Source organism: Streptomyces sp. NPDC027672 (assembly GCF_055566335.1).
In genome coordinates this window covers 1-14,617 of sequence record NZ_JBVHSO010000015.1, presented here as the reverse complement: position 1 = coordinate 14,617, position 14,617 = coordinate 1, and the positions used below count along the sequence as shown (strand labels likewise).

11 protein-coding genes and 1 pseudogene are annotated in these 14,617 nt (G+C 71.8%); 8 read left to right on the top strand and 4 right to left on the bottom strand.

All coding sequences use genetic code 11. The annotated features are described in order from the left end of the window. Positions 1 to 48: 48 nt before the first annotated feature. The 4 genes from ACZ4SV_RS29820 to ACZ4SV_RS29805 all read right to left on the bottom strand — a co-directional run bounded on the left by ACZ4SV_RS29820 (position 49) and on the right by ACZ4SV_RS29805 (position 3,657). Complete coding sequence (locus ACZ4SV_RS29820) at positions 49 to 780, bottom strand: HAD family hydrolase (protein WP_397970214.1); 732 nt, start codon at positions 778 to 780, stop codon at positions 49 to 51. 134 nt (positions 781 to 914) lie between these two features. Continuing rightward, complete coding sequence (gltX, locus tag ACZ4SV_RS29815) at positions 915 to 2,429, bottom strand: glutamate--tRNA ligase (RefSeq protein ID WP_468007892.1); 1,515 nt, start codon at positions 2,427 to 2,429, stop codon at positions 915 to 917. Then, entirely contained in the window at positions 2,422 to 3,207 is a 786-nt protein-coding gene (locus ACZ4SV_RS29810; protein ID WP_365880280.1) for a fumarylacetoacetate hydrolase family protein, read from the bottom strand. The genes gltX and ACZ4SV_RS29810 overlap by 8 nt, the downstream gene beginning before the upstream one ends. A 255-nt stretch (positions 3,208 to 3,462) precedes the next feature. Then, positions 3,463 to 3,657: a hypothetical protein gene (locus tag ACZ4SV_RS29805; protein ID WP_365880278.1), complete on the bottom strand. Its 195-nt coding sequence runs from the start codon at positions 3,655 to 3,657 to the stop codon at positions 3,463 to 3,465. A gap of 571 nt (positions 3,658 to 4,228) precedes the next feature. On the opposite strand from ACZ4SV_RS29805, the gene ACZ4SV_RS29800 reads away from it, so the two are divergent. From ACZ4SV_RS29800 to ACZ4SV_RS29765, 8 genes and pseudogenes are all read left to right on the top strand, one after another. Further along, the gene (locus ACZ4SV_RS29800) at positions 4,229 to 8,251 is read left to right on the top strand and encodes a sensor histidine kinase (RefSeq protein ID WP_468007889.1); all 4,023 of its coding nucleotides are present in this window, start codon (positions 4,229 to 4,231) and stop codon (positions 8,249 to 8,251) included. A gap of 9 nt (positions 8,252 to 8,260) precedes the next feature. After that, entirely contained in the window at positions 8,261 to 8,674 is a 414-nt protein-coding gene (locus ACZ4SV_RS29795; RefSeq protein ID WP_023546525.1) for a roadblock/LC7 domain-containing protein, read from the top strand. A 111-nt stretch (positions 8,675 to 8,785) separates the two neighbouring features. Then, positions 8,786 to 9,184, top strand: a complete 399-nt coding sequence (locus ACZ4SV_RS29790) for a DUF742 domain-containing protein (protein WP_009190816.1) — start codon at positions 8,786 to 8,788, stop codon at positions 9,182 to 9,184. Beyond that, a complete protein-coding gene (locus ACZ4SV_RS29785; RefSeq protein WP_181793988.1) occupies positions 9,165 to 9,740 on the top strand; it encodes a GTP-binding protein in 576 nt (191 codons plus the stop codon). Before ACZ4SV_RS29790 ends, ACZ4SV_RS29785 begins: the two co-directional genes overlap by 20 nt. 380 nt (positions 9,741 to 10,120) lie before the next feature. Then, positions 10,121 to 13,420 (top strand): nitrate- and nitrite sensing domain-containing protein, encoded by a 3,300-nt coding sequence (locus ACZ4SV_RS29780; RefSeq protein ID WP_468007886.1) that lies wholly within the window; start codon positions 10,121 to 10,123, stop codon positions 13,418 to 13,420. A 10-nt stretch (positions 13,421 to 13,430) separates the two neighbouring features. Then, positions 13,431 to 13,844: a roadblock/LC7 domain-containing protein gene (locus tag ACZ4SV_RS29775; RefSeq protein WP_004983065.1), complete on the top strand. Its 414-nt coding sequence runs from the start codon at positions 13,431 to 13,433 to the stop codon at positions 13,842 to 13,844. Between the two features lie 94 nt (positions 13,845 to 13,938). Continuing rightward, positions 13,939 to 14,505 (top strand): DUF742 domain-containing protein, encoded by a 567-nt coding sequence (locus tag ACZ4SV_RS29770; RefSeq protein WP_468007884.1) that lies wholly within the window; start codon positions 13,939 to 13,941, stop codon positions 14,503 to 14,505. Beyond that, positions 14,486 to 14,617, top strand: a pseudogene (locus tag ACZ4SV_RS29765) (ATP-binding protein); the annotation flags it as partial. The gene ACZ4SV_RS29770 and the pseudogene ACZ4SV_RS29765, both read left to right, overlap by 20 nt.

The following is a 14,617-nucleotide window of genomic DNA, read 5'->3' as shown; positions in this document are numbered from 1 at the left end:
CTCGGGGCTTCGGCCTTCCGGCCCGCGCCCCTCGGCGCAGAAAGAACATTACCCGAAGGTGGACGGGGCTCCAAAACGGGTATCCGCGCGGACGAGCGCCGGGAGTTCGGCGAGGCTCGCGATCCGGTGCGCGAGGGCCTGTCCGGCGGCCCGCGCCGGGACCGTCCCGCGGTCGATCCACACGGACAGCAGCCCGGCCTCGGCGGCGCCCCGCCCGTCGATCTCCGGGTGGTCGCCGACGTAGGCCACCTCGTGCGGGGGCAGGTCCAGCGCCTCGCAGGCCGCCAGGAAGGCGCCGGCCGCCGGCTTGGAGACGCCCAGCTCGGCGGCGCACAGGACGGTCTCGAAGCGGTCGTGCAGGCCGAGGGCGCGCAGCTTGCGCTCCTGGACGACGAGGCTGGAGTTGGACAGCACCGCGTGCCGGTAGCCGGCCGCGAGGGCGTCCAGGGCGGGCAGGACGTCCGGGAACAGGCTCCAGGCGGCCTCGTAGTGGACCAGATAGCGCGCGAACCAGGCGTCGGCCTCCTCGTCGGCCAGCTCCCGGCCCAGGAAGACGCGGATCCGGTCGCGGCGCTGTGTGACGAAGTCCACCTCGCCGGCGGCGAACCGGGCCCACTGGGCGTCCGTGATCTCCCGCCAGCGCGGCAGGGCCCGCTCCACGCCGCCGTGCGCGGCGAGCAGCCCCTCGGCCAGCAGATGGGCGTGCATGCCCGCCCGGTCGGCGGTCGTGTAGTCGAAGAGGGTGTCGTCGACGTCCCAGACCACGGCTCTGATCGTCATGCCCCGACGGTACCGCCGCGGGACCGGCCCCGGGCAGGCCCCGGCGCGGCCGGTGCGCGCGGGGCGCGGGAACGCGTGCGGGGCGGCGCCCGGGGGTCCGGGTGCCGCCCCGCGCGTACGGGCCGGTCGGGCGGTCAGGCGGTCAGCTTCGCCAGGGCCGCGTCGATGCGGGCCAGGGTCTTGTCCTTGCCCAGGATCTCCAGGGACTCGAAGAGCGGCAGGCCGACGGTGCGGCCGGTGACGGCCACCCGGACCGGCGCCTGGGCCTTGCCCAGCTTCAGGCCGTGCGCCTCGCCGGCGGCCAGGACGGCCTCCTTCAGCGACTCGGCCGAGGTCCAGTCCGCGGCCTGGAGCTTCTCGCGGGCCGTGCGCAGCAGGGCGTCGGAGCCCTCCTTCATCGCCTTGGTCCACGAGGCCTCGTCGAAGACCGGCTCCGGGAGGAACAGGAAGTCGACGTTGGCGGTGATCTCGGAGAGCACCTTCAGCCGGGTCTGGGCGTGCGGGGCGACGGCCTGCCACCGGGCCTCGTCGAAGTCCTCCGGCGCCCACGGGGCGAACGGCGCCCGCAGCCACGGACGGCAGCGCTCGGTGAAGTCCTCCACCGTCAGCATGCGGATGTGGTCGCCGTTGATCGCCTCGCACTTCTTGAGGTCGAAACGGGCCGGGTTGGGGTTCACGTCGGAGATCTCGAAGGCCGCGACCATCTCCTCCACCGTGAAGATGTCCTGGTCGGCGGAGAGCGACCAGCCGAGCAGCGACAGGTAGTTGAGCAGGCCCTCGGGCAGGAAGCCCTGCTCGCGGTAGAGGTTGAGGGAGGCCTGCGGGTCGCGCTTGGAGAGCTTCTTGTTGCCCTCGCCCATCACGTACGGCAGGTGGCCGAAGGCGGGGGTCCCCTTGGCGATGCCCAGCTCGGTCAGCGCCTTGTAGAGGGCGATCTGCCGCGGGGTGGAGGACAGCAGGTCCTCGCCGCGCAGCACGTGGGTGATCTCCATCAGCGCGTCGTCCACCGGGTTGACCAGCGTGTACAGCGGGGCGCCGTTGGCCCGGACGATGCCGTAGTCGGGCACGTTCTCCGGGGTGAAGGTCAGCTCGCCGCGGACCAGGTCGGTGAAGGTGATCGTCTCGTCCGGCATGCGGAAGCGGACGATCGGCTGGCGGCCCTGGGCGCGGTACTCCTCGACCTGCGCGGCGGTCAGCTCGCGGCAGTGGCCGTCGTAGCCGGAGGGCCGGCCGGCGGCGCGGGCGGCCTCGCGGCGGCTGTCCAGCTCCTCCTGGGAGCAGTAGCAGTGGTAGGCGTAGCCGCCGTCCAGCAGCTTGCGCGCCACGTCGGCGTAGATGTCCATGCGCTGCGACTGGCGGTACGGCGCGTGCGGGCCGCCGACCTCGGGGCCCTCGTCCCAGTCGAAGCCGAGCCAGCGCATCGCGTCGAGGAGCTGCTGGTAGGACTCCTCCGAGTCGCGGGCGGCGTCGGTGTCCTCGATGCGGAAGACCAGGGTGCCCTGGTGGTGCCGGGCGAACGCCCAGTTGAACAGGGCGGTGCGCACCAGGCCCACGTGCGGGTTGCCGGTGGGCGAGGGACAGAAACGGACGCGGGGGGGTACCCCCTGCCCGAGCGGGGTCGAGAGCTTGGGGGAGGGTGCGCTAGCCACGCTTGACAACCTTGTTGGTGAGAGTGCCGATGCCTTCGATGGTGACGGCGACCTCGTCGCCGACGCCGAGGGGGCCGACCCCCGCGGGGGTGCCGGTGAGGATGACGTCGCCGGGGAGCAGGGTCATGGCCTCCGAGATGTTGACGATCAGGTCCTCGATGGGGTGAATCATCTCGCTCGTCCGGCCGAGCTGGCGCTGTTCGCCGTTGACGGTGAGCTGGATGGTCAGGTCGTTCGCGCGCTCCAGGTCGAGGTCCGTCTCCACCCAGGGGCCGAGCGGGCAGGAGCTGTCGAAGCCCTTGGCGCGGGCCCACTGCTTCTCGCGCCGCTGCACGTCGCGGGCGGTGACGTCATTGGCGCAGGTGTAGCCGAGGATGACGTCCTTGACGCGGTCGCGCGGGACCTCGCGGCACATCCGGCCGATGACGACGGCCAGCTCGGCCTCGTGGTGCAGTTCCCGGGTGAACGCGGGGTACTGGATGGCGTCGCCGGGGCCGATCACCGAGGTGGACGGCTTGAAGAAGGCGAACGGCGCCTCGGGCACCTCGTTGCCCAGCTCGCGCGCGTGCTCGGCATAGTTGCGGCCGAACGCGACGACCTTGTTGGGGAGGACCGGCGGCAGCAGCCTGACCTTGCTCAGCGGCACCTTGGTGCCGGACAGCTCGTGGTCCGCGAACGGGATGCCCTTGATGATGTCGAGGACGAGTTCGTCCTGCTTGTCGCCCTCGACCGCGCCGAAGGCTACGTTCCCGTCGATGGAGAACCTGGCGATGCGCACGGGATTCCTGCGCCCCTCACTGAGAACCGGCGTATTGACGCCCCAGGTTATCGGAGCTATACGCGCTTCTCCGCTGCCGGGGTGTCGCCGCAGGTCAGAGGCGGGTCAGGGGCGGGCCGGGAGGGAATGAAGGGAACGAAGGGAACGAAGGGAACGAAGGGAACCGGGGGGAGACCGGCGCGGCCGGATACGACGAGGGCGCGGCCGGGGGGACGCTCGTGCCGTCCCGTCCGCCGCGCCCGGTGGAGCCGTCGGTCACTCGCCGGCCGGGGCGCCCGCGCCGGCCGGGATCTCCATCAGGATGGTGCGCCGGGGGTTGGCCGTCTGGGCCGGGAGGTCGGCGGTGTGCTCCGGAACCTGGGGCGTGTGCAGCTCGCCGGCGTCCTTGAGGTGCGCCAGGGTCGTGCGTCGCGGGTTGGCTATCTTGTGGAACATCATCGTCGTCTTCACCGTTGTCGTCCTGTGGCCTCTGGTCGAGTGGGGTTGGCAGAGTCGTCCCTCTTGTAAAGCGTCAGGCTAAACATCCGATTCCCCGACGAAGCCGCCAACTGCCCCCGCGAACCCTGTGAGTTTGCTCACGAACTCGCTGGCAAACCGGTCAATTCCGGCCGCCAACCGGCCTTAACGAAACGGACATTGGCCTACTGAAGCCATCATTCCGCTCCTGATCATGGCGACTGGGACACCAGGCACCGGCCGACGACTCGCCAAGGTATGCCCGTTATTGGCCGAAACCGGTTCCACGGCTGGTAGTCCGCCCCTCACACCCCGTCACGTAGGTCACAGCTCGGCCCGCTGCCCTTGTTGGAGATCCGGCACTGTGCTGGAATCTCACGGACCGCCGCAGGATCGAGCCGGCGCACAGCGAGCGCGACACCGCGCCGAGTGGCGGCGAGATAGGGGGAACCAGCGCCGGTCACTCAAGACCACCGGGGGGCGTATTCAGGGCGCTCTCCACAACGCCGACACCGTGTCCCTCCGTTCACGCGGAGGGGCGCCTGGTCCAGAGGTTGCGACGCTAGTGCAGGGACGTTTCAAGAGGGATGGCAGCGCTTCGGCGGAGCCGGAGCCGCAGGGCGGGACTGGCCCCAAGGCCGTCGGCTCCTCGCCCCAGCACGCCCAGAACCCGGGCCAGACCCCGCCCGGCGACGGCGGTGACCGGGGCGGACGTCCGGGCGCGGCGGCCTCCTCGGCGTCCGGCACGGCGACCCCCGCGGGCACCCCCACGCCCACGGTCAAGCCCGTGCAGGGACCCACCGGCCCCGGCTCCCGGCTGCACCTGCGCAACTGGCGCATCTCCACCCGCCTGGTCTCGCTGCTCGCGCTGCCCGTGGTCGCGGCCACCTCGCTGGGCGCGCTGCGCATCAACGAGAACATGAACGACATCCAGCAGCTCGACAACATGAAGCTGCTGACGGAGATGACCAAGCAGGCCACCGAGCTGGCCATGGCGCTCCAGGACGAGCGCGACCAGTCCGCCGGCCCGCTGGCCCACGGCGGCCTGAAGACGAACGACTACCAGATCAAGGCGTACCAGCAGAAGAGCGACCGGGCCCGCGACAACTTCCTCGACGCCTCCGAGGAGATCGACGCGGCGAGCAAGAACGGCAACCTCCAGGGTGTGCGGGACGCGCTCGTCGGCCTCGCCAACCAGCTCGACGACCTCGCCAAGATCCGCCAGAAGGCGTACGGCTCGAAGCAGAACGCCTCGCAGACGGTCGAGTCGTACCACCGGCTCATCACCCAGCTCATCGGCCTGTCCCAGGACATGGCCGAGGCGTCCAGCAACCCGGAGATGATCTCCCGTACCCGTGCCCTGGCGGCGTTCTCCACCGCCAAGGAGTACGCGTCCGTGCAGCGCGCCATGATCGCCGCGGCGCTGCCCCCGACGCCCGCCACCAAGGGCGACCTGACGGAGAACGACCGTCTCTACGGCCAGTCGGCGTACGAGAGCGAGAACTCCGAGCTGGCGATCTTCCGCAAGATCTACGCGGACCACGACGCCGAGGAACTGCTGCGGCCGATCGACGAGGGCAACCCGACGATCGAGTCCGCCGACACCTATGCCAAGCGGTCCTTCGAGTCCCCGGACGGTCTCCAGCAGCTTCCGGCGCGGTCCTACAAGGACTGGGTGGACGACAGCTCGACCAAGATCGAGCAGATGAAGAAGATCGAGCACACGCTCCTGGAGGAGATGGAGCAGAAGGCCCGCGAGCTGAAGAGCGCCACCCAGCGTGACGCCATCATCTCCGGTGCGCTGATCCTGCTCGTGCTCGGTGTCTCGCTGGTCGGCGCGTTCGTCGTGGCCCGCTCCATGATCCGCTCGCTGCGCCGGCTCCAGGAGACCGCGACCAAGGTCGCCCAGGACCGGCTGCCCGAGCTGGTCAAGCAGCTCTCCGAGTCCGACCCGCAGGACGTGGACACCTCCGTGGAGTCGGTCGGTGTGCACTCCCGGGACGAGATCGGCCAGGTGGCCGCGGCCTTCGACGACGTGCACCGCGAGGCGGTCCGCCTCGCCGCCGAGCAGGCCCTGCTGCGGGGCAACGTCAACGCGATGTTCACCAACCTCTCGCGCCGCTCCCAGGGTCTGATCCAGCGCCAGCTCTCGCTGATCTCCGAGCTGGAGTCCCGCGAGGCCGACCCGGACCAGCTCTCCTCCCTGTTCAAGCTGGACCACCTCGCCACCCGTATGCGCCGTAACGGCGAGAACCTGCTCGTCCTCGCCGGCGAGGAGCCCGGCCGCCGGTGGACGCGGCCGGTCCCGCTGGTCGACGTGCTGCGTGCCGCCGCCTCCGAGGTGGAGCAGTACGAGCGCATCGAGCTGGCCTCGGTGCCCACCACCGAGGTCGCCGGCCGGGTCGTCAACGACCTCGTGCACCTGCTCGCCGAGCTGCTGGAGAACGCGACGTCGTTCTCCTCGCCGCAGACCAAGGTCAAGGTCACCGGCCACGCGCTGCCCGACGGCCGGGTGCTCATCGAGATCCACGACACCGGTATCGGCCTCTCCCCCGAGGACCTCGCGGCGATCAACGAGCGGCTCGCCTCGCCGCCCACCGTGGACGTGTCGGTCTCGCGCCGCATGGGTCTGTTCGTGGTCGGCCGGCTGTCGCAGCGCCACGGCATCCGCATCCAGCTCCGTCCGTCCGACTCCGGTGGCACGACCGCGCTGGTCATGCTGCCCGTGGACGTGGCCCAGGGCGGCAAGAAGCCCGTTCCGGGCAAGCCCGGCGGGTCCGTGTCCGGTGGTCCGGCCGCCGCGCAGGCCGCCGCGGGCGCGGCCGCGGCCCGGCGGCAGAACGGCGGCCAGGGCGGTGCCCCGGCCGGCGGCGGTCTGCTCGGCGGCGGGCCTGGCCCGCGCGGCCAGGTCGGTTCCGCCCCGGGCTCCCGGGCGCTGCCCGGCACGGGCCAGGGCGGCCGTCCCGGTGCGCCGGGCGGAGCGCGCGGTCCCCAGGGCGGTCCCGGCGGTGCCCCGCAGCAGGGCGGCCGGACGACGGCCGGGTCCGGCGCGGGCGGCTTCGGCGGCCAGACGCCCGGCGCGCCGCAGGGCTTGCAGGCCGCGCGTCCCGGCGGCCCGCAGCAGGACCTCTTCGGCGGCGGCCGGAAGCGGCCCGGTGCGCCCGCGGAGCAGGGCCGCCGGCCCCAGCTTCCGCCGCGCGGCGGCCCGCGGGCCGAACTGCCCGGCGGTGCCCCGCAGTCGCGCACCCCGGACTGGGCCGGCGGCCCGGCCCCGGTGTCCCGCGCCTCGCTGGACACGCCGCGCGGCCATGACGAGCAGGACCCGGCGCAGACCTCGCACCTGCCGCGCGTCGACGACCGGCAGGGTCCGGGCGCGACCGCGGAGATGCCCCGGATCGACGCCCAGGGACCGGCGACGGGCGCGTTCCCGCGCGCCGAACTGCCCGGCGCGGACGGCTCCGCCCCGCAGACGGGCCAGTTCCCGCACCTGGACGACGCCCAGCAGACCGGCCAGTACGCCCGCCCGGACAACGCCCGGCAGACGGACCCGTTCGCGCGGCCCGACAGCCCGCAGCAGACCGGCCAGTACCCGCGCCCCGACGCCGACCCGCAGCAGGGCCAGTACGCCCGTCCGGACGACGCCCAGCAGACCGGCCAGTACGCCCGCCCGGACAGCGCCCGGCAGACGGACCCGTTCGCGCGGCCCGACAGCCCGCAGCAGACCGGCCAGTATCCGCGCCCCGACGCCGACCCGCAGCAGGGCCGGTTCGACGGGCCCGACGGCCGGCAGGGCGGCTCCGACCCGTTCGTCCGCTCCGATGTGTTCGGCAGCGCGCCGGCCAACGGGCGGCCGGACGGCGGCGCGCAGCACACCGGCCAGTTCCCGGCCCCGCAGGCCCCGCAGGCGTACGACGGCGGTTACGACGGCGGCTCCACCGGCCAGCACGCCCTGCCCGCCCGGAACAACCCCGGCCACACCGGGCAGTTCGAGCGTCCGCAGCCGGCCGGCCGGGACGAGTTCGGCGCCCCGCGCCCGCCGGCCCCGCAGCAGCGTCCGGTCCACCCGGAGCCCGACCACCGCGGTGCCGCGCAGCGGCCCGACGAGGGCCGGGCGCAGGGTGACGGCTGGGCCCTGCCGCCGGCCAGCGGTCCGGGCGACGGCCGTACCCCGCTGTACGACACGCTGGAGACCAACTGGTTCCACCAGCAGCAGCAGGAGAACGGGCAGCAGGAGGGCGCGCCCGCGTCACCGCAGCAGTCCGCGTCCGCTCCGCAGCGGTCCGGGCCGGGCACCGGTTCCTGGCGCACCTCGCCGAACGACGAACTCGTCCGGCAGGCCGAGCGGGTCCGGCAGCCCGCGGCGGGCGGGGTCACCACCTCCGGCCTGCCGCGCCGGGTGCCCCGGGCGAACCTCGTACCGGGCACGGCCCAGCAGCAACAGCACCAAAGCGGTCCGCAGGTCTCGCGTGCGCCTGACGACGTACGCGGCCGGCTGACCAATCTCCGTCGGGGCATCGCTCAGGGCCGTCAGGCCGGCAGCGGCCAGACCGGCAGCTTCCCGAGCCCCACTCACCAGCAGGAGCGTTAGTTGAGTCCGATGAGCCAGGCGGCACAGAACCTGAACTGGTTGATCACCAACTTCGTGGACAACACCCCCGGGGTGTCCCACACAGTGGTGGTCTCCGCCGACGGCCTTCTGCTGGCGATGTCCGAAGGCTTCCCACGGGACCGCGCCGACCAGTTGGCGGCGGTCGCGTCCGGCCTGACCTCGCTGACGGCCGGGGCGTCCCGGATCTTCGAGGGCGGCACCGTGGCGCAGACGGTCGTCGAGATGGAACGCGGGTTCCTCTTCCTGATGTCCGTCTCGGACGGGTCGTCCCTCGCGGTCCTGGCCCACCCCGAGTGCGACATCGGTCTCGTCGGCTACGAGATGGCACTGCTCGTCGACCGCGCGGGTGCGGTACTCACCCCGGACCTGCGCGCCGAACTCCAAGGCAGTCTGCTTCACTGACCGGCCCCGGCACCACCCACCTCACAAAAACACCGTCCGGCCGCCACAATCCCCCCACCGGCCCCGTCAGACGGCTTGACTGACCGACTTGCTGTCCCGCCCGGAGGATCCATGACCCCGCCCACCGCCCATCATGATCCGTACGCGGAACCGTACGGGGACGAGGGCGACCAGCCGCTGGTGCGTCCGTACGCCATGACCGGCGGCCGGACCCGGCCCCGCTACCAGCTCGCCATCGAGGCGCTGATCAGCACCACGGCCGACCCGGCAGCGCTCATGGGGCTGCTCCCCGAGCATCAGCGGATCTGCCACCTGTGCCGCGAGGTCAAGTCGGTCGCGGAGGTCTCCGCGCTGCTGGCCATGCCGCTCGGTGTGGCCCGGATCCTGGTGGCCGACCTCGCCGAGGCCGGCCTGGTCGCCATCCACCAGCCTGGTGGCGACGAGAACAACGGCGGCGCTCCGGACGTGACGCTGCTCGAAAGGGTGCTCAGTGGACTTCGCAAGCTCTGACGCGGGCCGGGCCACCACCTCCGCGAAGATCGTGGTGGCGGGCGGCTTCGGCGTGGGCAAGACCACGTTCGTCGGCGCCGTCTCGGAGATCAACCCGCTGCGCACAGAGGCCGTCATGACGTCCGCGTCCGCCGGCATCGACGACCTCACCCACACCGGGGACAAGACCACCACCACGGTGGCCATGGACTTCGGCCGCATCACCCTGGACCAGGACCTCATCCTCTACCTGTTCGGCACCCCCGGACAGGACCGCTTCTGGTTCATGTGGGACGACCTGGTCCGCGGCGCCATCGGCGCCATCGTCCTCGTCGACACCCGCCGCCTCGCCGACTGCTTCCCCGCCGTCGACTACTTCGAGAACTCCGGCCTGCCCTTCGTCATCGCCCTCAACGGCTTCGACGGACAACAGCCCTACAGCCCCGACGAAGTCCGCGAAGCACTCCAGATCGGCCCCGACACCCCCATCATCACCACCGACGCCCGCCACCGCGCCGACGCCAAGAGCGCCCTCATCACCCTCGTCGAACACGCCCTGATGGCACGCTTGAAGTAGCACTCAAGTACGACGGACGGTAGGGCAGTTGCCGTACCGGTTCCGGAGCCGGCTGTGGCCTTTGACACGGTCGGCTCCGGTGTTCATAACAGTTCGGCAGAGGAATCGCCGGTGATCGCCACTCGACGCGGTCGTCCGGTGCCCCTGCGCGCACGTTCGTCCCGCCTTTTGGCAAGGCTCGCTCTATATGACCGTTTTATCTCGCGTTTACAAGCGCTCCGTCACCGGGCCTCCACTGTTTGGAAGTGCGCTGGTCCACGTGCTGGAATGCCTGAACTGCCCATGGGTCCTAGACGTACTCCGTACTGGTCTGTGGCGAACCGGGCTCTGAGAGACTGCGGCACGACGTAGGTGCCGACCGCCGAGAGGTTGTTGGTCGAGTGAGGCGAAGCAAGAACGGTCCCGAGCCGTCGGCACGGGGCAACTTCACCCCGCCGCCGCGCGCTGCGGCGCCCACCCCCGTTTCCGGTGCGGAGCCGACGGCCACCCCCTCGGCCGGCGGCCGTTTCTCCCCGCGGAACTGGCGGGTGCCGACCCGGCTGAACGCCATCCTTCTCATACCCGTGGCGGTCGGCCTCGTCATGGGCGGCTTCCAGGTGAAGAGTTCGATCGACACCTGGCAGCAGGCCCGGGACGCGGAGAACACCGCGCGGCTGGTGCGTGCCGCCCTCGCCTACGCCGACGCCCTGGAGAACGAGCGGGACGTCACCGCGGCACCGCTGCTGCTGAACAAGAAGGACGCGGCGGGCAAGCAGACCGTCGACGCCGCCCGCCGGGCCACGGACCAGGCCGCCGACGCCTTCGACCAGGCGGCCGCGAGCATGCCGGACGAGCCCGGCCTCAACCGCCGGCTGAAGCTGTTCCGCGAGGACGAGCCCTCGCTGGCGCAGCTGCGGCAGTCGGCGTACACCTCCCGGATGACCGGCGTGCAGTCGGAGGAGGGCTACGTCGCCGTCGCCCACCCGCTGATGGAGTTCGCCAACGAACTCGGCCTCGGCACCGGAAACATCACCTCCTACGGCCGTACCGTCTACGCGATCTCGCTGACCAAGGCGGCGCTGTCGCTGGAGCGGTCGATCGGCACGCACCTGCTGGTCAAGCCCGGTCCGGACGCGCCGAACCTCACCACCCAGCAGATCTCCCTGTCCTCGTACGCCTATCTGGAGCGCATCGCCCTGGAGGAGTACAAGGGCGGCGGCACCGAGGCGGACGCGCAGAAGCTGAAGGACGCCAAGACGAAGATCGAGGCGGACGCGGCCGAGCTGGCCCGGAAGGCGAAGGCGGAGAACCCGCAGTACGTCGCCCCGCCGGCCGGGGACACCGGCATGGTCACGGCGCTGGCCACCATGCCGGACACCAGCGCCGCCAGCCGGGCCGCGCTGGCCGGCAAGGGCGTCACCGTCGAGAACTGGTGGGCGGTCAACACCCTGAAGTACAAGGCCTACCGCCAGATCGAGGCGGACATGGCCGACAAGGCGGTGAACGAGGCGTCGGACATCGCCGACGACGCCAAGACCTCCGCCTTCATCACCGGCGCCGTGGTCGTCATCGCCCTGCTCGCCGCGTTCCTGCTGGCCGGGCTGGTGGCCCGGCAGATGAGCCGCTCGATGCGCCGGCTGCGCAACGCCGCCTTCAACGTCGCCGAGCAGCGCCTGCCGATGCTGGTCGACCAGCTCTCGCGCACCGATCCCGGCCGGGTCGACACCCGGGTCACGCCGATCCCGATCACCACCAAGGACGAGATCGGCGAGGTCGCCCGCGCCTTCGACCAGGTGCACCGCGAGGCCGTCCGGCTCGCCTCCGAGCAGGCCCTGCTGCGGGGCAACATCAACGCGATCTTCACCAACCTCTCGCGCCGCAACCAGTCGCTGATCGAGGGCCAGCTCACCCTCATCACCGACCTGGAGAACAACGAGGCCGACCCGGACCAGTTGGAGAACCTCTTCCGGCTGGACCACCTGGCCACCCGTATGCGCCGCAACGGCGAGAACCTGCTGGTCCTCGCCGGCGAGGAGCCCGGCCGCCGCTGGGACCAGCCGGTGCCGCTGGTCGACGTGCTGCGCGCCGCCTCCTCCGAGGTGGAGCAGTACGAGCGCATCGAGCTGTCCGGCGTACCGGAGGCCGAGATCCACGGCCGCGCGGTCACCGACCTCGTGCACCTGCTGGCCGAGCTGCTGGAGAACGCCACCACGTTCTCCTCGCCGCAGACCAAGGTCAAGGTGACGGCGACCCGGCTGCCCGACGGCCGCGTCATGGTCGAGATCCACGACAAGGGCATCGGTCTGACCGCCGAGGACTTCGCGGACATCAACCACAAGCTGGCCAACCCGCCGACCGTGGACGCCGCGATCTCCCAGCGCATGGGCCTGTTCGTGGTCGGCCGGCTGTCCGACCGGCACGGCATCCGGGTCCAGCTCCGCCCCTCGGGCGAGCAGGCCGGCACGACCTCGCTGGTCATGCTCCCGGACGCGATCACGCACGGCGGCGGCGGCGAGATGCCGCTGGACCGCGAGGAGTTCACGGTCTCGCAGATCATCCCGGAGCAGCAGTTCCAGGGTGAGGACTTCGGCCGGCAGCAGCAGCCGCAGCAGCGCACCGCCGCCGAACTGGGCTTCGACGACAGCCGGTACACCGAGGTCCCCGACGACGCCCGGGATCTCGACCCGGTCGGCCGGACGCGGCTGCGCGAGGAGCGCCGCGCCGCGCTGGAGGCCCAGGGCCACGGCCAGCAGTCCGAGGCGCCGCGGCAGGAGTCCGCCGAGGCCCCGGCCGGCTACCAGGACCCCTTCACCGGGCAGCACGCCTACCCGGAGCGGCAGCAGCCCTACGGCGAGCAGGAACCTTACGGCGAGCAGCCGCAGCAGCCGTACCAGGAGCAGCAGCAGGCGTACGGCGAGCAGCCGCAGCAGGCGTACGGGGCGCCGGCGTACGAGGAGCAGCAGCACTCCACGGCGTACGAGCAGTCCTACGAGCAGTCGTACGACGAGCGGTACTACGCGCCGGACGGCGAGGCGTCGCAGCACGAGGGCTTCTCCCCGGCCGGCGGCTACGGCGAGTCCGGGGCCCCGTACGGGGAGCCCGCCCGGACGCCCTCCTACCAGGACGACTGGCCGCAGCAGGACGGCTACCGCAACGGCTATCCGGCCCAGTACGCTCCGGAGACGGGATCGCCGCAGGCCGGTGACGTGAGCGAGCCGGACCGCGTAGGCTTCGACCGTCCGGGAACGGCATCTCCCGCCGCCCACGAGCTGACCGACGCCGGGCTGCCCCGCCGCGGTGCCCCCGCGAGCGGCTCCCCCGACGCCGGAAGCCCGAACGGCACGCCGCGTGCGCGGCAGGACGGGCCGGCCCCGGCACCGGGCGACGCACCGGACGCCGGCGGCGACAGCGGCTGGCGCACGGCGAACGACGAGCGGTGGCAGCAGGCCGCGCAGCTCCGCAAGCCCAAGGCGGGCGGGGTGACCTCCTCCGGTCTGCCGCGGCGGGTGCCCAAGGCCAACCTGGTCGAGGGTTCCGCCGAGTCCACCCCCCAGGGAGGCCCCCAGGTCTCCCGCGCCCCGGAGGACGTCCGGGGCAGGCTGAGCAACCTGCGCCGGGGCGTCCAGCGCGGACGCAGCGCAGGCAGTGAAACGAACGGCCAGGGCTTCGGTCCTGACAGCACCTACAACCAGGAGCGTTAGTGTGAGCCCGATGAGCCAGGCGGCACAGAACCTGAACTGGTTGATCACCAACTTCGTGGACAACACCCCGGGGGTGTCCCACACGGTGGTGGTCTCCGCCGACGGACTCCTTCTGGCGATGTCCGAAGGCTTTCCCCGCGACCGTGCCGACCAGCTCGCGGCCGTCGCCTCCGGTCTGACCTCGCTGACCGCGGGTGCCTCGCGCATCTTCGAGGGCGGCAGCGTGAACCAGACGGTTGTGGAGATGGAGCGAGGATTTCTCTTCATCATGTCCATCTCCGACGGTTCGTCGCTCGCCGTCCTGGCGCACCCGGAGGCGGACATCGGCCTCATCGGGTACGAGATGGCCCTGCTGGTGGACCGCGCGGGCACGGTTCTCACCCCGGATCTCCGCGCGGAGCTCCAGGGCAGCCTTCTCAACTAGTAATCGGACGATGCGTATGCGTGTCCCGGCACCGTAAGGTTTCGGGACGCGGCACCCCAGGGATGGGGGCCCGGCGCAGTCGGAGGAGGAGAAAGTGGCAACACCCCCAGGCGGATCGTCTACGGGCAACTGGTCGTACGGCCCCGGACAGGGCCAGGGTGACGGTTCGGCGAACCGGTACGGCTACCCCTCCACCCCCGGCCACCGTCAGCCCTACGTCCCGCAGGGCCCCGGCCCGTCTCCGTACGACCAGCCGCCGGCCCCGCGCATCCAGCCGGTGCAGCCGCAGCGCCGTCCCGAGCCGGCCCCGGCGGCCGCGAACAACCCCCTGGTGCGTCCGTACGCCATGACCGGCGGCCGGACCCGCCCGCGCTACCAGCTCGCCATCGAGGCGCTGGTGCACACCACCGCTGCTCCGCACCAGATGCAGGGCCAGCTGCCCGAGCATCAGCGGATCTGCAACCTGTGCCGGGAGATCAAGTCGGTGGCCGAGGTCTCGGCCCTGCTGACGATCCCCCTCGGCGTGGCCAGGATCCTCGTCGCCGACTTGGCGGAGGCGGGCCTGGTCGCCATCCATCAGCCCGGCGGCGACGAGAACGCCGGTGGCCAGCCAGACGTGACACTGCTCGAAAGGGTGCTCAGTGGACTTCGCAAGCTCTAGCGGCGGTCCTTCCCGCTCCACCACCTCCGCGAAGATCGTGGTGGCGGGCGGCTTCGGCGTGGGCAAGACCACGTTCGTCGGCGCCGTCTCGGAGATCAACCCGCTGCGCACA